This window comes from Flagellimonas algarum (assembly GCF_040513375.1).
GTDB classification, from domain to species: Bacteria; Bacteroidota; Bacteroidia; order Flavobacteriales; family Flavobacteriaceae; genus Flagellimonas_B; species Flagellimonas_B algarum.
In genome coordinates this window covers 701,486-727,253 of sequence record NZ_JBEVTG010000002.1, presented here as the reverse complement: position 1 = coordinate 727,253, position 25,768 = coordinate 701,486, and the positions used below count along the sequence as shown (strand labels likewise).

General features: G+C 48.4%; 21 protein-coding genes. 5 read left to right on the top strand and 16 right to left on the bottom strand.

All coding sequences use genetic code 11. From position 1 onward, the window contains the following. Positions 1–136 precede the first annotated feature (136 nt). From ABV409_RS10585 to ABV409_RS10525, 13 genes are all read right to left on the bottom strand, one after another. Complete coding sequence (locus ABV409_RS10585; protein WP_353877557.1) at positions 137–619, bottom strand: GNAT family N-acetyltransferase; 483 nt, start codon at positions 617–619, stop codon at positions 137–139. Next, positions 619–4,287, bottom strand: a complete 3,669-nt coding sequence (gene purL, locus ABV409_RS10580) for a phosphoribosylformylglycinamidine synthase (RefSeq protein WP_353877556.1) — start codon at positions 4,285–4,287, stop codon at positions 619–621. The genes ABV409_RS10585 and purL overlap by 1 nt, the downstream gene beginning before the upstream one ends. Positions 4,288–4,388: 101 nt before the next feature. Beyond that, on the bottom strand, positions 4,389–6,590 hold the full coding sequence (locus ABV409_RS10575; protein ID WP_353877555.1) for a carbohydrate binding family 9 domain-containing protein: 2,202 nt from the start codon (positions 6,588–6,590) through the stop codon (positions 4,389–4,391). A 96-nt stretch (positions 6,591–6,686) separates the two neighbouring features. After that, complete coding sequence (locus ABV409_RS10570; protein WP_353877554.1) at positions 6,687–8,336, bottom strand: SulP family inorganic anion transporter; 1,650 nt, start codon at positions 8,334–8,336, stop codon at positions 6,687–6,689. Between the two features lie 117 nt (positions 8,337–8,453). After that, the gene (locus tag ABV409_RS10565; RefSeq protein ID WP_353877553.1) at positions 8,454–9,215 is read right to left on the bottom strand and encodes an SDR family NAD(P)-dependent oxidoreductase; all 762 of its coding nucleotides are present in this window, start codon (positions 9,213–9,215) and stop codon (positions 8,454–8,456) included. 82 nt (positions 9,216–9,297) lie between these two features. Continuing rightward, the gene (locus ABV409_RS10560) at positions 9,298–10,206 is read right to left on the bottom strand and encodes a helix-turn-helix domain-containing protein (protein WP_353877552.1); all 909 of its coding nucleotides are present in this window, start codon (positions 10,204–10,206) and stop codon (positions 9,298–9,300) included. 26 nt (positions 10,207–10,232) lie between these two features. Then, positions 10,233–11,447, bottom strand: coding sequence for an RsmB/NOP family class I SAM-dependent RNA methyltransferase (locus tag ABV409_RS10555; RefSeq protein WP_353877551.1), 1,215 nt, complete (start codon positions 11,445–11,447; stop codon positions 10,233–10,235). 98 nt (positions 11,448–11,545) lie between these two features. Next, positions 11,546–11,896, bottom strand: a complete 351-nt coding sequence (locus ABV409_RS10550; protein ID WP_353877550.1) for a DUF6515 family protein — start codon at positions 11,894–11,896, stop codon at positions 11,546–11,548. A gap of 114 nt (positions 11,897–12,010) precedes the next feature. Further along, a complete protein-coding gene (locus ABV409_RS10545; RefSeq protein WP_353877549.1) occupies positions 12,011–12,433 on the bottom strand; it encodes a hypothetical protein in 423 nt (140 codons plus the stop codon). Positions 12,434–12,443: 10 nt separating this feature from the next. Then, a complete protein-coding gene (locus ABV409_RS10540; protein ID WP_353877548.1) occupies positions 12,444–12,971 on the bottom strand; it encodes a hypothetical protein in 528 nt (175 codons plus the stop codon). 37 nt (positions 12,972–13,008) lie between these two features. Then, complete coding sequence (locus ABV409_RS10535) at positions 13,009–13,551, bottom strand: RNA polymerase sigma factor (protein WP_353877547.1); 543 nt, start codon at positions 13,549–13,551, stop codon at positions 13,009–13,011. Between the two features lie 85 nt (positions 13,552–13,636). Next, a complete protein-coding gene (locus ABV409_RS10530; protein ID WP_353877546.1) occupies positions 13,637–15,466 on the bottom strand; it encodes an ABC transporter ATP-binding protein in 1,830 nt (609 codons plus the stop codon). Between the two features lie 3 nt (positions 15,467–15,469). Next, entirely contained in the window at positions 15,470–17,176 is a 1,707-nt protein-coding gene (locus ABV409_RS10525) for a phospho-sugar mutase (protein WP_353878168.1), read from the bottom strand. 126 nt (positions 17,177–17,302) lie between these two features. Here ABV409_RS10525 and ABV409_RS10520 point away from each other — a divergent pair, with 126 nt between their 5' ends. Next, positions 17,303–19,972 carry a T9SS type B sorting domain-containing protein gene (locus ABV409_RS10520; protein ID WP_353877545.1) on the top strand — a complete coding sequence of 890 codons (2,670 nt, stop codon included), beginning with the start codon at positions 17,303–17,305 and terminating at the stop codon, positions 19,970–19,972. On the opposite strand, the gene ABV409_RS10515 is transcribed toward ABV409_RS10520, so the two are convergent. Then, complete coding sequence (locus tag ABV409_RS10515) at positions 19,969–20,916, bottom strand: glycosyltransferase family 2 protein (protein WP_353877544.1); 948 nt, start codon at positions 20,914–20,916, stop codon at positions 19,969–19,971. The genes ABV409_RS10520 and ABV409_RS10515 overlap by 4 nt on opposite strands. Before the next feature lie 42 nt (positions 20,917–20,958). Continuing rightward, the gene (locus ABV409_RS10510; protein ID WP_353877543.1) at positions 20,959–21,486 is read right to left on the bottom strand and encodes a DUF4199 domain-containing protein; all 528 of its coding nucleotides are present in this window, start codon (positions 21,484–21,486) and stop codon (positions 20,959–20,961) included. A 163-nt stretch (positions 21,487–21,649) separates the two neighbouring features. Here ABV409_RS10510 and ABV409_RS10505 point away from each other — a divergent pair, with 163 nt between their 5' ends. From ABV409_RS10505 to mtaB, 3 genes are all read left to right on the top strand, one after another. Then, positions 21,650–21,919: a type B 50S ribosomal protein L31 gene (locus tag ABV409_RS10505; protein ID WP_353877542.1), complete on the top strand. Its 270-nt coding sequence runs from the start codon at positions 21,650–21,652 to the stop codon at positions 21,917–21,919. 80 nt (positions 21,920–21,999) lie between these two features. Continuing rightward, on the top strand, positions 22,000–23,175 hold the full coding sequence (locus tag ABV409_RS10500; RefSeq protein ID WP_353877541.1) for a GlmU family protein: 1,176 nt from the start codon (positions 22,000–22,002) through the stop codon (positions 23,173–23,175). A gap of 69 nt (positions 23,176–23,244) precedes the next feature. Continuing rightward, complete coding sequence (gene mtaB, locus ABV409_RS10495) at positions 23,245–24,573, top strand: tRNA (N(6)-L-threonylcarbamoyladenosine(37)-C(2))-methylthiotransferase MtaB (RefSeq protein ID WP_353878167.1); 1,329 nt, start codon at positions 23,245–23,247, stop codon at positions 24,571–24,573. Positions 24,574–24,600: 27 nt separating this feature from the next. Here mtaB and ABV409_RS10490 read toward each other — a convergent pair whose 3' ends face one another. Then, positions 24,601–24,894: a GNAT family N-acetyltransferase gene (locus ABV409_RS10490; protein ID WP_353877540.1), complete on the bottom strand. Its 294-nt coding sequence runs from the start codon at positions 24,892–24,894 to the stop codon at positions 24,601–24,603. A 173-nt stretch (positions 24,895–25,067) separates the two neighbouring features. Here ABV409_RS10490 and ABV409_RS10485 point away from each other — a divergent pair, with 173 nt between their 5' ends. Next, the gene (locus ABV409_RS10485; protein ID WP_353877539.1) at positions 25,068–25,745 is read left to right on the top strand and encodes an alpha/beta hydrolase; all 678 of its coding nucleotides are present in this window, start codon (positions 25,068–25,070) and stop codon (positions 25,743–25,745) included. Positions 25,746–25,768: the final 23 nt, after the last annotated feature.

Below are 25,768 nucleotides of genomic sequence, written 5' to 3'. Positions count from 1 at the left end.
GCAATTGGGTCTCCTAAAAATTGTAAAAATGCCAGTTTCAGGCGTCTTGGTATGGAACGCTGATACAGGATGTTTCAAGCACCTGGGAAGGCTGCAAAAAGCACCATTCGCTTTGGCCAAACCGATTCCATATCCTTTAGGAAAGATTGAGTTTCATTCCTTCATGGGAGGCTCTAAATCCGAGTTGCTCATAAAACTTCAAGGCTTCGGGCCGCTTTTTGTCGGTGGTCAGTTGCAGCAGATGGGCCCCACGTTCCTTTGCTCGTTCAATGGCCCAGGTGAAAAACCGATGGCCAAGGCCCAACCCGCGGAATTCGGAATGGATGCGCACCTGTTCGATTTGTGCCCTAATGCCACCTTGATAGGTCAAGTAAGGCAAAAAGGAGAGTTGCAAGGTACCGACAACGGTATGTCCATCTTCGACCATAACCATCAATTCATGATTGGGGTCGGTATCGATTTCGGCAAAGGCATCATAGTAGGGTTGGGGTAGGGGGAGGCGGTATTGCTCCCGTTCACGACCCAAGACATCATCGGCCAATAGCGCCACGATACGGGGTACCTCATCGATGGTTGCCGGTCGGATGGTAAAATTTTCGGAGGTGTCCTTTTTCGCCATTAGCCTGCATTCCTTTCGATCCAATTGCGTGCATTCACGAAGGCTTGGATCCACGGAGAGATCACATCATCCCTGTCCTTTGGGTAGTGGGCCCAGTTCCATGGGAAGATGGAGCGTTCGATATGCGGCATGGTCACCAAATGCCTACCGCTCTTGTCACAGAGCATGGCCACGTTATAATCACTCCCATTCGGATTGGACGGATAGGCCTCATAGCCATATTTGGCCACGATACCGTATTCATCTTCTTTCATCGGCAACACGAACTTGCCCTCGCCATGACTGATCCATACACCAAGGGTCGTTCCTTCAAGGTTGCCCAGCATTACCGAATCGTTCTTTTGCACTTCGACCGAGGTAAAGTTGCTTTCGTGTTTGGCGGAATCGTTGTACGTCATTTTTCCGTGCTTGTCACCATGCTCCGGATTGATCAAATCCAATTCCATGAACAACTGGCATCCATTGCAGATTCCGACCGATAGGGTGTCCTTTCGGGCGAAGAAATCGTCAATGGCTTTTTTGGCCTTGTCGTTGTATTTGATGGCCCCGGCCCAACCTTTGGCCGAACCCAATACATCGGAATTCGAGAAACCGCCGACAGCGCCCAAAAATTGGATTTCTTTAAGGTCTTCCCGCCCGGTGATCAAATCGGTCATGTGAACGTCTTTCACATCGAAACCGGCCAGGAACATGGCATGCGCCATTTCCCGTTCGGAGTTGCTTCCTTTTTCACGCAAGATGGCCGCTTTGGGTCGCTCTTTTTTAGGGATTTTAGGAAGGCTATCCAGTGCCAATCGTTTCGGGAAGCGATACGTCAACGCTTGTTCTTTGTAATTCGAGAACCGTTCCTTGGCCAACCCTTTCGCGGTCTGTTGGTCGTCTAACAAATAGGACGTTTTAAACCAGGTATCACGAAGCGACGGGATGTTCAATCCCATTTCCACGCCATGGTTTTTGATGGTCATTTCGGAACCGTTTCTCGGATCGCCGATTTTGATGATGTCCAAACCTTGCGAACGCAAACGTTCTTCGACCCAACCATCACCTTGGAAGACGATGCCGATGTTTTCAGCGAATAATACCTTCATACTATCGGGTTCACCAATCGGGGTAAGATCGATGGAGGCACCGATGCCATTATCGGCAAAACAGAGTTCCAAAAGGGTCGTGATCAATCCGCCAGAGCCCACGTCGTGACCTGAATGGATATTCCCGGCTTTGATTTCTTGTTGTATGATGTTGAAGGCCTTTTTGAAATAGGCCGCGTCGCCGATAGAAGGTGCGGTACTGCCCACTGCGTTCAACACCTGGTAAAAACTCGACCCTCCTAATTCATGGGCTTCTCGGCTTAAGTTGAGGTAGTAGATATACCCCCCGTCTTTTTGCAATACCGGTTCGACCACTTTCGTCAAATCCGAACAGTGCCCGGCCGCCGAAATGATCACCGTACCCGGGGCGATGACCTCTTGGTCGGGATATTTCTGTTTCATACTGAGCGAATCTTTCCCGGTTGGGATGTTGATACCCAGTTCAATAGCGAATTCGGAACAGGCCTGCACCGCTTCATACAGCCGCGCATCCTCACCTGGATTTTTGCAGGGCCACATCCAATTGGCCGATAGCGAAACCGATTTCAATCCTTCTTCCAAGGGGGCCCAAATGATGTTGGTCAAGGCTTCGGCGATGCTGTTTCGACTTCCTGCGCTTGGGTCGATAAGCCCAGAGACCGGCGAATGGCCAATACTGGTTGCCAGTCCTTCCTTGCCTTTGAAATCAAGGGCCATCACGCCACAGTTGTTCAACGGAAGTTGCAAGGGGCCTGCGCACTGTTGTTTGGCTACGCGACCTCCGACACAGCGATCAACTTTGTTGGTCAGCCAGTCTTTGCAAGCAACGGCTTCCAATTGCAACAGCTGTTCCAAGTAGTCGTGGAAATGGGCCAACTCATAGGGGGCATCCTGGAAGGTCGTGTTCGACTTCCGATCTTCCATGATCGTTTTGGGAGAGCTTCCGAACATATCGTCCATACCAAGATCCATCGGCGTATCCCCTTTAGAACTGCTGCTGAAGGTAAAGCGGTGGTCTCCTGTCACTTCGCCGACAGTGAACATGGGAGAACGCTCCCTAGCGGCGATACGTTCCAATTGCGCCATATCGTTTTCGGCAATGACCAAGCCCATACGTTCTTGGCTCTCGTTTCCGATGATTTCTTTGGCTGAAAGGGTAGGGTCACCCACGGGGAGCTTGTCCAAATCGATTTTACCCCCGGTTTCCTCGACCAATTCCGATAGGCAATTCAAATGCCCGCCGGCACCATGATCGTGAATGGAAACAATGGGGTTCATATCGGCTTCGACCAAGCCGCGAATGGCATTAGCCGCTCGTTTCTGCATTTCCGGATTGCTGCGTTGCACGGCATTCAATTCAATCGCAGACTCAAATTCACCGGTGTCCGCACTCGAAACGGCCGCACCGCCCATTCCGATGCGGTAATTGTCACCACCAAGGATAACCACCTTGTTCCCGGTCTTCGGACTGTTCTTCAATGCCTGTTCGGTTTTGGCGTACCCGATACCACCGGCCATCATGATCACTTTGTCGAAACCTAGGCGGGCAGCCTCTTCGCGATGTTCAAAGGTCAATACGGAACCGGTGATCAAAGGTTGCCCGAACTTATTTCCGAAATCGGATGCTCCATTACTCGCTTTGATCAAGATATCCAACGGGGTCTGATAGAGCCACTTCCGGGCTTCAAAGGTTTTTTCCCAGGGCCGGGTATCCTCCAAACGCGAATAGGAGGTCATATATACGGCAGTACCGGCCAATGGCAGACTACCTTGCCCTCCGGCCAGGCGATCCCGAATCTCACCACCCGATCCGGTAGCCGCTCCATTGAAGGGTTCGACAGTTGTCGGAAAGTTGTGGGTTTCCGCTTTTAACGACAACACCGAATCAAAGGGGCGTTCTTCGTAAAAATCAGGAATATCGGCTCGTTTCGGGGCAAATTGGACCACCTTGGGTCCCTTGATAAAGGCTACGTTGTCCTTGTAAGCCGAAACGATACCGTTCGGATGCGCTTCCGAGGTTTTTTTGATCATTTTGAACAAAGAACCCGGCATTTCCTTTCCGTCGATGACAAAGGTGCCGTTAAAGATCTTATGACGGCAGTGCTCTGAGTTGACCTGGCTGAATCCGAATACTTCGGAATCGGTCAATTTTCGTCCCAAACGTTCGGATAGCTGATCCAGGTAATCCACCTCTTCCGCACTAAGGGCCAACCCTTCTTGCTGGTTGTAAGCGGCGATATCATCAATATCCAAAATCGGTTCGGGTTCGATATCGATCGTAAAAATAGTTTGGTCCAACCCGGGGTATTTTTGGAACAACATCGGGTCGAATTGGGTGGTGTCCCGATCGACAGCGGTAAAGGATTCGATGCGTTCGATACCAACAATACCCATGTTCTGGGTGATTTCGGTGGCGTTGGTGCTCCATGGGGTTACCATGGTAGCCCTCGGACCAACAAAAAAGGCGTCAAGGGACGCCGATTCAATTTTATCTTGGTTGCCGAACAACCAGCTCAGTTTTTGTTGGTCTTCACTACTTAGGGGTTGCGAAGTCTGCAATGCGAAAACCTTTGCCGAGGGGTCTCCGAAAAAGTGGATCATTGTGCTGATTTTGGAAAGTGCAAATTTAGCAAAAAGCAAGGAAAAAAGCCGATATGGAAAGCGGAGTTGTTAACGGTCGTTGTTGAAAGAATCCGGTGATGTTACAGTCTGAAATTGTACCGGATTTTCAAAAGGACCTGACGGTTTTGGAGTTCCCAAGGTTGACTCATCCCGTTGAAGGTATTGTTATTGAAAACTAGGAATACATCCCCCAATGGGGAGAAAATCCAATGGATACGTGCGTTCAAGCCGAGTATCCGGCTATCCGTATCATATTGGAGGTAGCTGTTCAACTGCAAATTGGAATTGACATTGAAGCGCACCCTTAGTCCGGCAAGCGTCTGGTTGAAGTCCCCGAACGGGAGCCGGGCGCGATTGTGCAAACCATTGAACTCGAAGGCCAACAAGGCACTCGGATTCCAGTTCAAGCTCAATTCGAATTCATCGAGTGTACCTTCATAAAAGCTGCCGAACCACCAGGTCGCCTGCCCACTCAATCGTCGTTTTCGAGCGAATTCGGCTTCTAAGCGATACCGCATGAAGTTGTATTCACCCACCGGAATGGTAACCCCATCTGAAATCTCGAAAGGCTCGAGGATATTCTCACCGACCGGCCGTATGTTGGCCTCGATGCGATCCCCGCTCTCCAGACGCCAATTGATGGGTGCGGTGAAGACGCTGTACGATTGCCAAGGTCCTGCAATGGTATTGACGTAGGTCACGAAAAACTGGTGGAACATTTGGCGCAACCATGGCGCCTTGGGTCGCGGGGCGAACACCCCACCAAAACGATAAAAATTGACCCCACGGCGTGGCACGAAGCCCAAAGAAGGGTCGAAATCCTCCCCGATCCGGGCGTAGGTAATGGCGGCATCCCAGCGGTCATTGGGGTAATCGATCTTAAACCCGACCGCGGAGCGATCTCCAGATAGGTCGGCCCGATCCGTAAACAAGGCCCAACCCCCGACCAAAAAGTTCTTATCCCCATTAAAACGGGTGGTTTGGAAGGTGAAGTCCGTTCCGGTCATCCAACTTCCGTCACGGCCCAATGGATCGCCGGATGAAGCGATGAGACCCACCGAACTTTCCTTCAGTACATTTCGTCGCACCCGTACCACTCCCATATTGGTGGCGTCGAAACCGGTATCCCCCAAATCGAAATCGTTGGTGCGTATGCCCAAAGCCCCGAAAGCGGTCTTGCCGATACGACCGTTCAATTTGGTACCCGCGACCACGGGTATCTGTACATTATCACGAAGGCCGATACGTCGGCTGAAAAAAGGAAGTACGGTACTTCGACCGGTACCGAAACCAAACTCGAAAATATCGGAACCTTCGAGAAAAAACGTCCGTTTTTCAGGAAAGAACAAGGGAAAACGCGTGAGGTTGGTCTGTCGGGTATCGACTTCGGTCTCTCCAAAGTCGGTATTTACGGTAAAGGTGGCCAAGACGTTGGGGCCGATGCGTTGGTTGGCATCAAGGCTCACGTCCGGGTCGAGCACCATGGCACCGTTCGCACCGGTTTGATTGGCATTCGCGATCAATGACGGACGAATATTGGTGCCTACCCCATAGTTGAATTTGGGTAAACCGGTCAGCAGTCCGGCGCGACTGGTTTGGGCGATCCATTGGTCGCGTTTCACATTGGCCCAACGAATGGTTTCCAGGTTTCTTTGGATCCGTCGCTCTACATTGAACCCCCAAGTTGACAATCCTTTTTTAAATGCGATACTTTGGATGGGAATCACGATTTCGGCGGTCCAGCCAGTTTCGGTAATCTGGGTTTTTGCATCCCATACGGCGTCCCAATCGTCATTTTCATCTTCCCCACGATCCGAGACCAAGGCGTCATATCGGGCAGCCAAGGGGTTGACAGCGAAAATATAACCCGATTGACCGTCGAGAAAGGGGTCGATAACGATTTTTACATGGTCTTCCTCCGAAATATCGGCATCCCTAAGTTTTGAAAAACGAATGATCCCATTGGGGTCCGAGTCATCGCATCGGACCCCGATAACGACATTTCGGGCATTCGCGATGACCTGTATTCGGGTCGGTTGCGATGGTGTCCCCCCTTCAACGGGAACGGTTGTTTTCAAATCGGTCAAAACCGGGGCCAAAGACCAGGCTTCCTCGTTTAAGGCGCCATCGAAATCCAAGGTGCCTTGTAAACTTGCGGAAGCGAATGAGGGGCGCTCCTGGTCTTGTGCCAGTATTGATGGTGCGTAAAAAAAGCAAAGCACAAGGGCAACGCGCAAAAAGTGCATGAAGGAGTTGGCGATGAATGCTGTTTTGGTCTGCAATGGTGGATTGGCTTATCCCAAAAATACGCAATATCGACCGATGGCTTTGCTTGTCCACATTGACCGAATCCCTAAGGTCAATCCCTGAGGGGGCGATCAATCCAATTTGCTCCGCAAATAGGTAAAGGCTTCATCGACCGTATCGAAAATATCTTCATGGGGAATGAGGTCATCGATCAAATCAATCGCCTGTAGCTGGTCACGGGGCTGTTCTTTCAATCCGGTGACGATGACTTCAATATCCTGGGCTCGAAGATCGAACACCGCTTCTTCAAGTGCATAAAGACCCGATTGATCGATGTAGGGAACACGGTCCATTCGAATGATCAAGGCTTTGATGTCGTTCTGTAGGCTTTTGATCTCGTCTTTGAAATGGGAGGTAAAACCAAAAAAGAACGGACCATATAAGTGCTTGATGATCACCTTGTCTTTGTATTTCTCATAAAACTCCAGTTCGTCTTGCCAGGGTTTCGACCCATCGAAATCCGCTACCGGCCCAACGTCAAGCCCGTTTTTGGCCAAGTCACTTGATTGTTTCATAAACAGCAATGAGGCAAGGGCCACCCCGATCCCGACGGCATTGATCAAGCTCCCGAAGGTCGTGATCAATAAAACGATGATCAAAACGATGGCATCGGCCCGTGGTACGACCTTCAAGTGTTTCAATCCTTTGAAATCAATGATTTTAAAGCCGATCGGTATCAGCAGTCCGGCCAAAACGGATAATGGAATATGCGCGGCCAATTTTCCAAGGCCTAATAATACGGTCAGCAAGAAGAGTCCATGCATGGCGCCTGACAAACGGGTCCTGCCCCCTGCATTGATATTGACAACGGTACCTTTGGTGGCACCGGCCCCCGGAATTCCCCCGATGACCGCGGCCAACATGTTTCCGATTCCTTGACCGATCAATTCCCGGTTACTATTGTGCTTTGTTTTGGTCATGTTATCGGCGATGACCGAAGTCAATAACGAATCGATACTTCCTAAAACGGCAAGAACGATGGCATATTCAATGATCAATCCATAAGCACTGGAATCAATGGGCCAAAACGTTCCGATCTGCAAGGAGGGAAGGCCTGCGGGAATTTCGCCGATGACCGGCACATCCAATTTCATGAAATACGCCACCAATGAAGCGACCACCAAGGCCACCAACGGGCTGGGTACCGCTTTGGTGATTTTAGGGAAAACATAATATACGATGATGGTCAATACCCCCAGTCCCAAAGCATACCAATTCCCATCGGTGAACATCAAGCCGATGTCCTTCAACACGGCTACGGTCGACTTCGGCGACGAAAGCCCGACCAAGGGAAAAAGTTGTAAGATGATAATGATGAGTCCGACCCCGCTCATAAAGCCTGAAACCACGGGGTAGGGAAAATATTTTACATATCCGGCGATATTCAACAACCCGAATACCACTTGAAACAAACCCCCCAACAAGAAAGTGACCAAAATAATCCCCATGGCGTTGTCCAGTCCGCTATTCATTTGAATCGCAGCGGCCACCAAGGCGGCCGAGACCACGGTCATCGGTCCGGTAGGTCCACTAGCCTGGGTCTGGGTACCTCCGAAGAGGGCGGCGAAAATACCGACGGCGATGGCCCCATAGAGCCCTGCTGCCGCTCCCATTCCGGATTGAACCCCGAACGCCAAGGCAAGGGGTAAGGCGACGATTCCGGCAACCAACCCGCCGGTCAGGTCCCCTTTGAGGTTTTTAAGGTCATAGATGTTCTTCATGTTGAAGTGGGCTAAATGTTCGTTGCTAAAAATACGACAGGCAAGACATAAAATAAAGGAAGTACCCCAACATTACGACAATTCAAAAAAAAAAGCCCCGATTCGGGGCTTTGCTTATCATACGAACATGCCGCCCGATGCTTCGATGCGCTGACCGTTGACCCAAGCGGCATCATCGGTACATAAAAAAGCCACAATCGCGCCGATGTCGGTAGCTTCGCCAACCCGCCCCAGCGCGGTCAATGAGGCGATCATATCAACGACCTGCGGGGTTTCTTGGAACCGCTCTTTGTTGAAATCGGTATTGATGGCCCCAGGTGCAACGGTATTGGCTTTGATACGCCGATCTCCCAACTCTTTAGCCAGGTACCGGGTATATACCTCGATGGCCCCTTTCATGGCCGCATAGGCTGAATACCCCGGGAATGAGAATCGCGCCAGCCCGCTGGAAATGTTGACAATACCCCCTCCATCGTTCATATGTGGGAGTAGGGATTGGGTCAAGAAATAGACCCCTTTGAAATGGACGTTTATCAAGTCGTCGAAAGCTGCTTCGGTGGTGTCTTGCACCGAACCGTGGTAGCCAAAACCCGCATTGTTGATCAAGTAGTCGAACTTCGGTAGGTCGAAGGTTTCGCCTAAGGTATGTCGCAGGCGTTCACTGAATTGACTGAACGATTTCACATCCCTGGCATCCAGTGGAAGTGCGATTGCAGATCCGCCCAAAGCTGAAATTTCGGCAACCGTAGCGTCGGCCGCGCTTTTATTCGACTGATAGGTAAGTACGACACCCAGTCCTTTTTGTGCCAAATTTAGGGCCATGTCTTTTCCGAGGCCCCGACTACCTCCGGTAACCAATGCTATTTTTTTCGTTTCCATACTGTTTTGATTTTTGTTTCCACAAAGATCGAATCGCGTACGGGCTTTTCAGTTGTACGCAACAAGCGATGACTTGCAAAAATCAAACAATAGGACTATTCCTGAATTTTGTAGGTGAGGAACGGGTATGTTTTTTAAAGAAGTTCGAAAAATGGGCGGTCTCTTCAAACCCTAGCGAATATGCGATTTCCGAAATATCCCAATTCGTATGACGGATCAAGATTTTGGCCTCTTGGACCACCCGTTCGGCGATTTGGGTCGAAGTGCTTTTCTGATTGGTCTCTTTGAGCGCCCGATTCAAATGGTTCACATGTACGCTGAGTTGGGTGGCAAAATCAGAGGGAGACCGAAGTCGCATGCGTTGCAGCGGGCTTTCGATGGGAAACTGGCGCTCGAGCAATTCCATAAACAATCCGGAAATACGTTCGGAAGCATTCGAATGGGTAGGGAGGGTGTTTTCAGCGGGCTGCATTTTCAAACCGATGTGGATCAGTTCATGGGCCAGGTTGCGCAGCAAATCGTACTTGTACGGATAATCCGAGCCGATTTCGGTGAACATACGTTCGTATAAGGGCACTACTGTGGCCATTTGCGCATCGGATAGCGGAAATACCGGGTTGCCGTTGGGTTGGAATATGGGATATTCCAAGAGGTTGCCGTATTGATGGAAGAAGGATTCCGTAAAGACACAGAAGTAGCCGGTCAACTGATCATCAATGCGTTCCCAATTATACGGGATCTGGGGATTTGAAAAAACCAGCACCTGCCGATCGACAGTGACCGTCTTATCGGCATAGTGTACCTTGCTTTTGCCCTTGACCAGACTGATTTTGAAATAATCCCTACGATTGAAGGGCATGGGTTTCGGTTTCTTGCAAGCGAACTCGTCCAATTTGAAAACGTTGAAGTGGCCGATGCCGGTTCGTACACTTTCAGGAACGTAGTGTAGCGACGACTCGTAAAATTCTTCAATGGACACCCTCTTTTGCATAGGGTAAAGTTACATAAATCAAATAACTATGACTTTCGTTGCAGTAAGGCCATATAAAAGCCATCGTAGCCTGAAGTGGAAGCGAAAACCTTTTGGTCGTGTGTAAAAACGAAGTCTTTGCCCGATTCGGAGGCCAAGAATCGTTCGATCTGCATATCGTTTTCCTCGGGTAGGATGGAACAGGTCGCATAGACCATCTTACCTCCGGGTTTGACCATTTTCGAATAGTCTTGCAGGATTTGTTGCTGCACCCCCTTGATACGCTCCAGGAATTCGGGCTGTAATTTCCACTTGCTATCCGGATTCCTTCGAATGACCCCAAGACCCGAACAAGGGGCGTCCAAGAGCAAACGATCGGCTTTACCATGCAGCTTTTTGATTACTTTGGAGTTGGCGATCAAGCGGGTCTCCATATTATGTACCCCGTTGCGACGGGCCCTAACCTTCATTTTTTTGAGCTTGCTCTCATAAATATCCATGGCGATGAGCTGCCCTTTGTTTTCCATCAAAGCGGCCAGGTGCAAGGTTTTTCCGCCAGCGCCCGCACAGGCATCCACGACCCGTTGACCCGGTTTTACGTCCAAATAGGCAGCGACAAGTTGCGAAGAGGCGTCTTGCACTTCGAACCAGCCTTCTTTGAAGGCCTGGGTAGGAAAAACGTTTTTGCGCTGCACCAGTTTAAGGGCATCTGGATGCGTTGCCAAGGCTTCCGTGGCGATTTCTTCCTGTTCCAAAGCCTGCTGCAAGCGTTTTCGATCTGTTTTTAGGGTGTTCGTCCGCAGAATGACCTCGGCCTGTCGGTTCAGGGCTTTGCTTTCTTCGGTCCAAAGCGTTTCGCCCAGGGCTTCGACGGCACGATCATCGATCCAATCGGGATAGGACTCCCGTATTTTCCTGATTTTCGATAGGGCGTCGAACTTGCCTTTGATCCTGCGTTCAGGGGTATTTTCGAATTGCTTCCAATCAGGAATGCCGATACCCTTCAAAACGGCCCAAACGGCGAACAGCCGAAAGAGGTCCGGTCGTGAATAAGGGGTGTTGACTTCGGCGATTTCACTGTAGAGCCGTTTCCATCGGATGATGTCATAGGTGGTTTCGGCGATAAAACCCCGATCACGGGCGCCCCAGCGTTTATCGTATTTCAATACTTTTTCAATGACCTTGTCGGCATATTCATTCTCATTGCAGATCAGGTGCAGGGCATCGATAACGGCGAATACCAAATTTCGGTGTAGGCGCATAAGGTGATAAATGCGCAAAGATAGAACTTCATGATGCAAATAAAAAAGGACGCTTACGGGCGTCCTTTTTTGGAATAACAACTATCAATCAACCAAATCTAAACAGTGACGACCACATAGTGCCGTCCGGATCTTTTATACCAGATCCCTTTGTATTTATACAACTTTCTTCCGTTGACGACAACGACTTTGTTTCCTCGAGGTAAGGTTCTTAGCTTGACTCCTACAGGAGCGGCACAAACAACGTACTTTTTGCCCCGTGCCTTGTACCAGATGCCATCGGCTACGTAGAAGTTGGTTTTTTTATGGACAACGACACGTGGTTTTTTAATGGTCGTAACTACCGTGCCGTGTTTCGGATATACCCGAACAACGGTTCGTTGTGCGGTCGAGGTCAACATTCCACCCATAAGGGTCATAGTCAAAAGGATAAGTTTCAAATTTTTCATTGCATTCGTTTTATTGGGTTTCTGATAGTAAGACCATGGTTTTCGATAAGGGTTTAAACAAAAAAGAAGCCATTGGGCTTCTTTTTGGTGTTGTTTATCGATTTTGGATCGTATTTACTGACCGGCACGACGTTTACGGAATTGCTGTAAAAGCCGTTTTTTGAAATCTTCCTCCGATTTGATCAGTAAGATGATTTTCTTGGGTGAAATGACGCCATCCAAATTCGCAACGAAGCGCTGTTGGGCCTCTTGTTTCTCTTTCATCAATTGCATGTATTTCGCCAGCATTTTGGAGGCTTCCCCATCCGACATATCCATCAAACTGGCCATACGCCCGGCCAGTTCCTGTTTTTCACGAACCCGTAGGGCTTCAACGGTCTTTTCATGTTCGTTGTATATGGGCCAGAATGCCTGGGCCTCTTCAGAAGTCAAGGCCAAACGTTCTGTCAAAAAGGCGATTTTCAACGAACGGATGCGTTCTTGCCCTGGCCGCTGCTGCGCCATGGTGGCTATGGAAAATAGCACCAGGGATAGCATGGATACCATTTTAATCATAGTCGATTTCATCATAGTCTAGGTTTAAGTCTTCATAATCATCGATATGTTCATCGAGGTATTCGATAATGGTCGCATCTTCTAGTGGGACATCGGTCATCGTTTGGAGCTGCTCCGTGTCGATATCGATCAGTTCGGCCAATTCATAGGAACTTAAATCGATGCTGTTCGAATCGAAATAGGCATCCAACTCGGTATGGGCCAAATCTTCGAAGGTCACGTCAGATCCCGTGTTGGTCCTTAGGGAAAATACCAAGATGAAAATGGCCGCGATCGAGGCCGCGACAACCCATAGGTTTCGGTTGGGATGCAATCGTACCACTTTCGGCTCTTGCTTGCCCACGGTTTCCTTTACCTTAGGGAGCACCGTTTCGAAATACCCTTCCGGCACCCCGAAGCCATCATTCTTCGGAATGATACTCGGTGTATCTTCCTCCTCCAACCGCGCCTGTAAACGGGCATTGAAGCTTTCGAAATAACCTTCAGGTGCTTTGAATGATTTATCGTGGTTCTTTTTCATTTCAATACTTAGACCGCCATCGGGCGATAAGGTTTAATTATTCTTCCCTAAGATACGATTCAATTTTTTTCACGGCCAAATGGTACGAAGCTTTCAAACCGCCGACCGAAGTCTGCAAGACTTCAGAGATTTCGTCGTATTTCATTTCTTGAAAGTACTTCATATTGAATACCAATTTCTGTTTTTCAGGTAATGTGGCCAAGGCCTTTTGAAGCTTCAGTTGGATTTCCTCGCCTTCAAAGTATACATCGGCCTCTAGGTTGGCTACGAGCTGTTCTTGTAACTCCGATTTACCGACGCCCATCTTCCGGCTTTTCTGTTTCAGGAAAGTCAGGGCCTCATTGGTCGCTATCCGGTACATCCAAGAATATAGTTTGCTGTCGCCCTTGAAACCCTCGATATTGCGAAATACCTTGATAAAGGTGTTTTGGAGCACATCATCGGCATCGTCATGATCAAGGACGATCCTTCGAATATGCCAATACAGCCTTTCTTTGTAGGTGTTGACGAGCGTTTCGAAGGCTTTCGCCTGGGTCGCTTTGTCTTTCAACGCTTGTACCAAGGTTTCTTCAGTACCCAAAAGTAGTGTTTTGCTATTCTGACTAAAGTAACGCGAAAAGGTTTAATTTGTTGGCCGCTGACCGGGTATTGTTTCCGACCAGTGTTTAGGCAAGGGTCTGTAATTCCACCAATTTTTTATAGCCTTTTTTCGACTGCATCAATTCTTGATGGGTGCCTTCTTCCACGATTTTCCCTTTTTGCAACACCACGATCTTATCGGCATTTTGAATGGTCGACAGGCGATGGGCGATCACGATCGAGGTACGGTTGGCCATCATTTTCTCCAAGGCTTCCTGCACCAACTGTTCGCTTTCGGTATCCAAGGCCGAGGTGGCTTCATCCAGGATCATGATGGGAGGGTTCTTCAGCACCGCCCTGGCGATGGAAAGCCGTTGTTTTTGACCACCGCTCAATTTGTTGCCCCCATCACCGATATTGGTATCGTAGCCGTCAGCTAACTCGGTGATAAAGGTATGGGCATTTGCGATTTTGGCCGCTTCGATGAGTTCGGCTTCGGTCGCCCCTGGTTTGGCCAACAGCAAGTTGTTTTTCACCGTATCGTTGAAAAGGATCGAATCTTGTGTGACCAAGCCCATTAAGGAACGAAGGCCTTCTTTTGAAAGCTGGGTGATGTTGGTTCCGTCTATGGTGATTTCCCCTTCGTTTACATCGTAAAAACGGGTGACGAGATTCGCCACCGTACTCTTTCCGCTACCGGATTGGCCGACCAAGGCTACGGTCTGCCCTTTTTTAACAGTGAGGTTGAAATCTCGAAGTACGTATTCCTCCCCATATTTGAAGGAGACGTTTTTCAACTCCAAGGCTTCAGCCAGGGTATCGACCCGTTTCGGATGCTCAGGTTCGACAAGCGGGTTGACCGTTTCAAGGAGCTCAAAAACCCTTTCTGAGGAGGCATTTCCTTTTTTGATATTGTAATTGACCGTAGTGATCGATTTCACCGGGTTGATGATCGTATAGAACAGGCCGATATACCCCATGAATTCTTGTGGGGTCAAAGTGCTTTCATTGCCCAACACCAAACTGCCCCCATACCACAATACCGTAATGACGACGGTGACCCCTAAAAATTCACTGAACGGGGAAGCCAGACCTTTGCGCTGTAAGACGGAGGTCATGATTTTTTTGAACTTCGAGGTCGATCCCGTAAACCGTTCAGCGAACCGCCCTTCGGCATTGAAGCCCTTGATGATCTTTAAGGAACCCAAGGTCTCTTCGAGAAAGGAAAGGAAAATACCGGTCTCTTTCTGCGCCTCCAACGACTGTGCTTTCAACCGTTTGCCCACCGCTGAAATCAAAAATCCCGCGATGGGTAAAAAGATGAAAACGAAGAGGGTCAGCTGGGCGCTGATGGCCAACATCGAAATCAGAACGATGATGATGGTAATGGGTTCGCGGGCCAGGGCCTCAAGCGAATTGATGATCGAATTCTCGATTTCCTTCACATCAGAAGTCATCCGCGCTAACAGATCCCCTTTGCGAGCCTCGGTAAAATATCCTATCGATAAACCTAAGGTCTTATGGTATAAGCTGTCTTGGATGTCCTTCACCATACCCGTTCGCAGAAACGCCAAAACGTACATGGCCGCATAGCGGAACAGGTTTTTGAAAAAGAAGATGAAGATACTCGCGATACAGATAAAGACCAGGGCGGCCATGGGGCCTTCATCGCTGACTTTCTCGGTAAGAAAGAAATTCAAAGAGCCCTCAAGATACCCCTTGAGGTTGCCCATACCCTGATATACCGGTTTTTCCAATACCTGCTCTTGGGTCCCGAACAAAATGCCCAAAGTGGGTATGAAAATGATGATCGATAATACATTGAAAATCGAATACAGGATGTTGAAAAAGATATTTAAAAAAGCGTACGACCGATACGGTTTTGCAAACCGCAGGATCTTTTTGAAATAATTCATTCGCTATAAATTCAGTTCAGCGAGGATACCTTCCAATTTAGTATCCAACTGCGAATTTACGGATTTAAAATCCGAAGGGTCGTCCAATCGGGTGTTCGTACTGATGTAAAATTTCACTTTGGGTTCGGTACCGCTCGGCCTTGCCGCTATTCGCGTACCATCTTCGGTTTCGTAGATGAGCACATTCGACTTCGGTAAATCGATCGCCCGTTCTTCGCCGCTCTGCACGTTGGTCGCAATAGAGGTGTTGTAGTCTTCGATCCAAACTACCTTCGAGCCTTGTACCGAAGCAACGGGGTTCTCCTTGAAATCCTTCAACATTTGTTTGATTTCCTCGGCACCGCTGATACCCTTTTTCGTCAAGGAGATCAGTTTTTCCTTATAAAAACCGAACTGCACGTAGCAATCGATCAGGTCTTGATAAAAGGAGCTGCCGTTGGCTTTTGCCTGGGCAGCGATCTCACAGGCCAAGAGGGTAGAGGTGACCGCATCTTTATCGCGAACGAAATCACCGACCATATATCCGAAACTTTCTTCACCGCCCCCGATAAAATGGGAATCCGGAAAATCCTTGATCATTTTTCCGATCCATTTGAAGCCGGTCAAGGCGGTTTTGAATTCGACACCATAGGCTTTGGCCATCCGTTCCATCATGGGAGTCGAGACAATGGTGGTGGCTATGAATTCGTTGCCTTTGAACCCTTGTTCCTTGTAGCGGTCCATTAAGAATTTGGTCATCAAGACCATGGTTTGGTTTCCATTGAGCAATTCCAATTTCCCGTCCAAGTTTCGAACGGCAATGCCCAAACGATCACTATCGGGATCGGTTCCGACGACCATGTCGGCGCCGATTTCCTCCGCTTTTTCGAGGGCCATTGCAAGTGCTTCAGGTTCTTCGGGGTTCGGCGATTTTACCGTCGGAAAACTACCGTCAGGTGTTGCCTGCTCCTCAATGACCGTAACGTTTTGATAGCCTGCCCTTCGTAGCACTTCCGGGATGGCCGTTATCGAAGTTCCATGGATGGAAGTGAATACGATACTGAAATCATCTTTGCCCGCTGCATCGAAGTTCCCCGACTTTACCGAAGCTTCGAAAAAGGCCTCGTCCACTTCGGTGTCGATTGCCTCGATCAATTCCGGTCGGGCTTCAAAATTAATATCCCCGAAATCCAAGGCATTGATCTTGGCAATGATCTCCCCGTCCTGGGGCGGAACGATTTGCCCCCCATCGGTCCAATACACTTTGTATCCGTTGTATTCTGGCGGATTGTGTGATGCCGTCAATACGATACCCGCATGACAATTCAGATGGCGCACGGCAAACGATAGTTCGGGTGTGGTCCGCAGTGCGGAGAACCGATACACGTGGATGCCATTGGCCGATAGTACTTCGGCGACCACTTGTGACAAGGTATCGCTATTGTGTCTGCAATCATAGGCAATGACCACTTTCAAGGATTCATTGGGGTAGGTTTCCTTGAGATAATTGCTCAGTCCTTGGGTGCTTTTGCCCAAGGTGTACTTGTTGATCCGATTGGTGCCGACGCCCATGACGCCACGCATCCCACCGGTTCCGAATTCGAGGTCTTTGTAAAAACGTTCTTTCAATTCTTCGGGCTCACTTTCCAACAAAGTGCGCACTTCTTCTTGTGTTGCGGTGTCAAAGACTTCGGTAAGCCACGATTTGGCGTTTTCGGTAATGGAATCCATAGAGGTTGTTAATTGCATGCTGCTGAGACAAAATTACATCAGTTTCTTCTTACAATAATCGAAAATGGATAGAATATATTGCTTCAACCCGGTTTTTCTTAAACTATCGGTAAAATTGGGTTTTGAATGAAAAAAATATTATGTTACAGCGCTATGGGAAAAAGAATCCTCACCGTTTTGCTTCTTTTTGCGACCGGCCTGTACGGGCAAAGGGAAGCCTCGAATTGGTATTTCGGGAAAAACGCGGGATTGGACTTCAATTCCGGGGCACCGGTTCCCCTGCTTGATGGCCAGATCAATACCGTTGAAGGTTGCGAGTCGTTTTCCGATGCCAATGGCAACCTGCTCTTTTATACCGAAGGGAAGACCGTATGGAACAAGAACCATCAAGTCATGCCCAATGGTACCGGGTTAAGGGGTAGCTTTTCGACCTCCCAATCCGCTTTGGTGGTGCCGAATCCGGTCGATAAGAACATCTATTACATTTTCACTCCTGATGACGCCTTGGCACAACAACTCAGCGGATCTTCGAACGGTTTTAACTATTCGGTAGTCGATATGGGCCGGAATTCGGGCCTTGGTGATGTTACTACCAAGAACGTCGAACTCTTGCCGCAATGTTCCGAAAAGGTTTCGGCCGTTCGCAATGCGGCCGGTGACTTTTATTGGGTAGTGACCCATTTCACCAATCGATTTTACGCCTATCGGGTCGACGAAAATGGAGTCGACACTACACCGGTGGTTTCCCAGGTCGGTCCTTGGATCGAAGATTTTGAGAATATCAGGGGTTCGTTGAAACTTTCACCTGATGGCACCAAGTTGGCCATTACCCATACCATTGTTGAGCCGGAATTCGAAGCGGGTTTTTATCTTTTTGATTTCGATGTAGACACTGGACTGGTCAGCAATCCGGTTAATGTTAGTGATACACGGCTGTATTATGGTGTGGAGTTTTCATCGAATTCGACCAAGCTATATGCCAGTGGCCTTCGTCTCGAACAAAGGGGTGATACCTTGGCTTTGGGCGGATTGCAAATTACCCAATACGATTTACAGGCCCCGAACCTGACGGCTAGTGAATATTTGGTACACGACTTTGGATCGCCTTTACGCACCTTTGTAGCAGGGGCCTTGCAGATAGGTATCGATAAGAAAATCTATCATGCGATACCGAACGAGCGATTGTCGGTGATACGGACACCCAACCTTGACGGCTTGGATTCCGACTTCAGACCCTATGGCGTAAATTTGGGTGATCGGGCCGCAACCTATGGCCTTCCGCCATTCGTACAATCGTTTTTCGAGACCATCGTTACCATCGAAAACTTTTGCGAAGGGGACAAGACCACCTTTACCACGGAATCCACCGGAAATATCGTTGCCATTCAGTGGGATTTTGGTGATCCCGCTTCCGGAACCGCGAATTTTTCGACCGAACTCAATCCTACCCATATCTATTCGACCAATGGTACGTTTACGGTCACGATTGATGTGGAATACGCGAATGGCTCGTCAAGACAGTTTTTGGAATTCGTCGAAATTGCCGAAACGCCCAACGTCAACAGTCAGGTCGAACTCGTACAATGTGATGTCGATGGGGTGAACGATGGCATCACCACCTTCAATCTAAGACAGGCGATTCCGTTATTCAACAATGGGAATGAAGATATCACCGGTTTGTTCTTTTTGGAAGAAGCCGATGCGATCGCCAATCAAAACGTACTGGACCCCATTGGCTTTGTGAATACGGTTCCCGGCCAAACGATATATGCCAGGGCCTTTGAGAATTCGGAATGCTTTAGCATCGTTGAAATCCAATTGACGGCCGAGCCCATGACCGACTTGGGGGAATACGACACCTTGTTTATTTGTGAGGGAAGGGTAGCGGTTATCGCGACCATCGTGAATATCACGGAAGTCCACGAACAATTGACCGCTGATTTCTCGGCCTACGACTCGTTGCAGATTTTTTTACGTAGGGACGAGGCGGTACTGGAACAGAACCCTATGCCCTTGGAAGAGCATACTTTCGGGCCTTTGGATGCCCTTGAGGTGTATTTCAGGGTAGAGGATAACGACGCCTGTGCGTTTATAGGTAAAGTGAAGCTCAACGTGTCGCAACCTCCCGAATTCGAACCCTTGGTTCAAGTAAGTCTTTGTCGTGGAAGGGCCGAATTGACCGCCCTTGAGGGTTTTGATAGCTATCTATGGCCTGATGGCAGTCAAGCTGCCTCTTATTTGGCCACGCAAACCGGGACGGTGGATGTCGTTTTTTCGAATGGTCCTTGTATGTACACCCAGTCCTTTGAGGTGCTCGAAGAGCCTGAAATCGTACTTGACGAAGTCATCGTGAATGACTTTCAACGGAACATTTCGCTTGAAGTACTGGCCGATAGTGCCTCTGCACTCGATAGCTTGCGATTTTCATTGGATGGGGGCGGCAACTACCAAGATTCCAATATCTTCAGAGGGGTATTCCCCGGACTTTACAGATTGACCATTGACAACGGATGTTCCGTATTGGAACAGGAAGTGCTGGTCGGTGGTACCCCCGCTTTTTTCACTCCCAATAATGACGGCTTTAATGATAGCTGGACGATGATGAACCAGGAGTTTTTCCCCGATTATACCATTTCGATATTTGATCGTTATGGCAAGTTACTGCGTAGTTTCGGTGAAGGCCAAAGTTGGGACGGTACCTTCAACAACCGATTGATGCCCGCTGATGACTATTGGTATCACCTTACCCTGGCCGATGGCCGCACCATAAAGGGCTATTTTGCCTTGAAACGTTAAACGTTCAGTGTTTCGCTTACCGAATAGCCTTCGACATTCTTTTTGGCCCTGATGATGATTTCACCCAAAAAGCCCGCTAGAAAGAGCTGGGTACCTAAAACCATACAGACCAAAGCGATATAGAATTGTGGGCGATCGGTGATCAACCGTCCGGTGGGGTCCAAAAAAAGCTTATCGATTCCCAGATATACCGAAAAAGCGAAGCCGATAAAGAAAACGAAGACCCCCCAAGCCCCGAAGAGGTGCATGGGGCGTTTTCCGAATTTGGAAACGAACCAAATGGTCAAAAGATCTAGAAAGCCGTTGATGAAGCGTTCGGCCCCGAATTTGGTTTCACCGTATTTACGGGCTTGGTGTTTGACTACTTTTTCACCTATGGTCGAAAAGCCGGCGCTTTTGGCCAAAACCGGGATATAGCGGTGCATTTCACCCGAAACCTCGATATTCTTGATGACCTCTTTTCGAAAAGCCTTTAAACCACAATTGAAGTCATGTAGCGCGACCCCGGAGGTTTTCCGTGCGGCCCAATTGAAAAGTTTGGAAGGAAGGTTTTTGGCGAAAAAAGAATCGAACCGTTTTTTCTTCCATCCCGAGACCAAGTCGAAACCTTGCTCTGTGATGAGATGGTACAATTCGGGGATTTCATCAGGATTGTCTTGCAAATCGGCATCCATGGTGATCACGACATCACCTTGTGCCTCACGAAAACCCGCATGTAAAGCCTGTGACTTCCCGAAGTTTTTCGGAAACCTGATTCCTTTGACTTCCCGATGTTCGGCACCCAATTGTTCGATAACCTGCCAAGAACCATCGGTACTGCCATCATCGATGAAGATGACCTCATATAAAAAACGATTGGACCGCATAACCGCAGCGATCCAATCGTGTAGTTCATGAAGTGATTCTTTTTCGTTGAGTAAGGGAATTACAATAGATAACTGCATGTGCCTATTCGCGAAGTTCCCTCAAAAGTACCACTTTTTGGTTTAGTAGGTCGGCTGTGCTTTCTTTAAGATAAGGCCACCGATCAATGAGAAAATGGCACCGAAAAAAATACTGGCCAAGGCACCGAAAGCGATCATCATGCCCGGACCTGAGAATTTCTTCATCATTTCCGTAGCGTTGTCGACCTGTTCTTGCGTCATGTTCGGGTTTTGAGCGATCATCTCGGCCTTTCTGATTTCCATCATATTGTCCATGAACTCAGGTTCGATGACATTGATGAAGATCATTTGGTAGATGATACCGATAACAAAGCCCACCAAGGCGATACCGAGGCCCACTTTCATGGCTTGGCCCAAGGTCAAATACCCGGCATTGGCTTTTCTGAACTGTGCGATACCGAAAATGATGATACCCGCCATAATGACCAGGTTGATCGCGTTGATTTCCCAGCCTTGCTCATAATGCATATCGGCAGAATACAGCATAAAGCCGAAAACAATACCGACAAGACCCAATAGGGCCCCATAATTCAATGAAAACTTTCCAGTTTTCGGAGGAGTTCCTTCCATTGTATTAAAATTTAAGTTGATTACCATTGGTTAGTGCGGAATCCCACACTTTTGTTACAACTAAATGTACAATTATTTCTTTTTTAATATTTTGGGGTTGGCATTGTTCAAAAAATAACTAAATTTGCAGCTCGAAAATTCCTAGAATTAAGAAGATACAGCGATGAAAACAGGTTTACACCCAGAAAACTATAGATTGGTTGCTTTCAAAGACATGTCGAACGACGACGTGTTCATCACCAAGTCAACTGCAGAATCAAAAGAAACGATTACGGTTGAAGGCGTAGAATACCCTTTGATCAAGTTGGAAATTTCGAGAACATCACACCCATATTATACCGGGAAGACGAAATTGGTCGATACGGCCGGTCGAATCGACAAGTTCAAGAACAAGTACAAGAAATTCAGCAAAGAGGAAAAGAAAGCCGAATAAGCACCTTTTCTTAAAATATACCGACAACGCCTTCGTTTTTAATGAAGGCGTTTTTATTTTTAGACCATATGGCTACGCATATGAACTACATTCTCTCCGATGGCACCTCAAGGGAAGCTTTATTTCCATTGACGTTTACGCGACCGGTAGCTGAACTTCGGGTAGGGATCTTGACCTTACGTGAAAAATGGGAGAAGCTATTGGGAGCCCCATGCAGCGTGCTGACCGAAGCCTATCTTGCAGAGAAGTTCCCGCTTACCACCACAGCTCGCAACGTGGTGATCAGCGCGGATTACCTGCCTACCGAAACCTTGCTCGAATTGGTGGGTCAATTGCAACTGGGTGAAGCCATTATCGCCAATGGGGAGGTCGTTGCCTATGCTACGGAAGACGCGACGGCCGACTTCAGTCTATCGTCCTATCGTTCGATCAGTTATGATGCCGGTGAAGCGACCATCAAACATACCTGGGATATTTTCTCAAAAAATGCCGATGCCTTAAAGGCGGATTTCGCGCTTTTGACCAAAGGGCGACGTTCGCAACCTTTATCATCGACCAATACCGTGATCAATCCGGATGCGGTGTTCTTGGAAGCGGGTGCGAAAGTCGAATGTTCCATTTTAAATGCGACCAACGGACCCATTTATATCGGCGCTGGAGCCGAAGTTATGGAGGGATGTATCATCAGGGGTGGACTCGCCCTTGGCGAAGGGGCCATTTTAAAGATGGGGGCCAAGATTTATGGTGCCTGTACCTTCGGGCCGTATTGCAAGGTCGGTGGTGAGGTCAATAATTCAGTGCTATTCGCCTATTCCAATAAAGGGCATGATGGCTTTTTAGGGAATTCCGTACTAGGGGAATGGTGCAATCTCGGTGCCGATACCAATACTTCCAACCTCAAGAACAATTATGCCGAAGTCAGGCTGTGGGACTACCAAAAGGAAGGGTTTGCCAAGACCGGACTTCAATTTTGCGGGCTCATCATGGGGGATCACAGTAAATGTGGCATCAATGTAATGTTCAATACCGGAACGGTGGTCGGCGTCAGTGCCAATATCTTCGGATCCGGTTTTCCGCGAAACTTCGTTCCGAGTTACAGTTGGGGAAGTGCTTCCGGTTTTACGACCTACCTGACCAAAAAAGCTTTTGAGACCGCTAAGGCCATGATGGGGCGTCGGGATGTTGATTTCGACGATACCGAAGCTCGGATATTGGAAACCGTCTATAGCATGACCCAAAAATGGCGTCGCAATTAAGGGGCTATCCCTTTTAGAACCAACAGCTTAAATTTGATATCTTTGCAGGCCTGAATGGGAGGTAGACCGATGAACAAGAAAGTCGCATTTTATACGTTGGGCTGTAAGCTCAACTTTTCAGAAACTTCAACGATAGCTAGAGACTTCGAGGCACGGCAATTCGACCGTGTCGACTTCGAAGAGGTAGCCGATATCTATGTCATCAATACCTGTTCGGTGACCGAGAACGCGGATAAGCGTTTTAAAACCGTTGTTCGGCAGGCCCTTAAAAAAAACCCAGAGGCCTTTGTCGCCGCTGTGGGTTGTTATGCCCAATTGAAGCCTGAAGCCTTGGCCGCGGTCGATGGGGTCGACCTGGTCCTTGGTGCGACGGAGAAATTCAAGATTACCGATTACATCAACGACCTGTCGAAGAATGATTTCGGCCAAGTACACTCCTGTGAAATCGAAGAGGCTGATTTCTATGTGGGCAGCTATGCCATTGGTGATCGAACCCGAGCCTTTTTAAAGGTGCAAGACGGCTGCGATTACAAATGTACCTATTGCACCATTCCTCTGGCCAGGGGTATTTCACGGAGCGATTCCTTGTCGAATGTATTGACCAACGCTGCTGAAATCGCCGCCAAGGGGATCAAGGAAATCGTGTTGACCGGAGTCAATATCGGGGACTATGGCAAAGGTGAATTCGGAAACAAGAAGCATGAACATACCTTTTTCGATTTGGTAACCGCCTTAGATACCGTTCAGGGCATACACCGCTTACGGATTTCATCCATCGAACCGAACCTGTTGAAAAACCAAACCATCGATTTCGTAGCCCAAAGCGAATCCTTCGTTCCGCATTTCCATATTCCGTTACAAAGTGGCAGTGATGCCATTTTGAAGAAAATGAGACGCCGCTATCTTACGCAGCTCTATGTCGATCGGGTCGAAAGGATCAAAAAGGTCATGCCCCACGCCTGTATCGGGGTCGATGTGATCGTTGGGTTCCCAGGGGAGACCGATGCACACTTCATGGAAACCTATCATTTCTTGAACGAATTGGATATCTCTTACTTGCACGTGTTCACTTATTCCGAACGCGACAATACCTTGGCCGCCGATATGGAAGGCGCGGTTCCTAAGCAAATCAGGCACAAACGGAGCAAGATGTTGCGCGGCCTTTCGGTAAAAAAACGACGTGCGTTCTATGAAAGTCAATTGGGTTCAAAACGATCCGTACTCTTCGAAGGGGAGAACAAATCGGGGTACATTCATGGGTTTACCGAAAACTACGTGAAGGTCAAGGCCCCTTGGGACCCGGCCTTAGTGAATACCCTGCATGAAGTGGAATTGAAGGAAATCGATGCTGACGGACTGGTGCGGTTCGCCTTTACGGAAGAAAATATCTTGGTATAAAAAAACCCCCTTGCGGAGGTTTTATCGTTAGATGCGGATGCCTACGGGCAGCATCTCTTTGTATTGTCTGTTTTTTCTCAAAAAGCCCGCGATATGTGGACTTGTAGGAACGACCCTTAAATTCTGTTCTTGGATCTGGTGCAACACCCCTTTGATGAAGTCTTCTTTAAAGCCTTCTTGGGAAATTTCTTCGGGAATGACCAGTTTGGTCAAAAATACCTTTCGCTCTTGGGATGAATACTCGATCTTGGCAAGATGTCCATCGACTTTGGTTTCGAATTGGCGCAAGAAACTATTGTCCTTAATTTCCATTTCAGTCATATAGTTTAGTTAATATTGAGACTAGACAAAAAGATTACGAAGTCAAGACCCGTAATCCGCTAGTAGTTAATCCCCTAAAATCCGTGTGCAAAAAATGTAGGATGTGATGCAAACGGAAGGCAAAATTAGTTAAAAAATCCCTAATTTCCTAGGGAAATCGACCATATACACTAATGTCCGACAGGAAGACCGTTATATACCTCATGCCCGGAATGGCCGCCAATCCATCCATATTCGATGGCTTGAAATTGCCCGAAGATCGGTTCGAACTGATCCGTTTGCAATGGTTTGTTCCCGACCCCGGAATGTCGTTGGCGCAGTATGCGCAAAAAATGGCAACACATATCAAACACCGCAAACCGATTCTCCTTGGGGTCTCTTTCGGGGGGATGTTGGTGCAGGAAATGGCCAAACATATGGCCGTAGAGCGCATCATCGCCGTTTCTTGTGTGAAGCGTACTTCCGAACTGCCGAAACGTATGCTTTTCGCGAAGTACACCAAAGTCCATAAACTTTTGCCCACCGGGCTGGTAAACAACGTGGAGCTTTTGGCCAAATACGCTTTTGGTGAGACCGTGACCAAACGCTTGGCCCTGTATGAACAATACCTCTCGGTACGTGACCGTCGCTACATCGACTGGGCCATCGATCAGATCGTGAATTGGAAGCAAGATGATCCGCCCATAAACCTGGTGCACATCCATGGAGATAAGGATGCGGTGTTTCCCATAGTAAACATCAAGGATTGCATATCCGTTAAGAACGGCACCCATACGATGATCATCCATAGGGCTCGTTGGTTCAATGAGCACTTGCCGGCGATTATTTTGGAAGGAGCTCACGGGAAGTAGTATCTTGCAAAGGAATTAAGGAA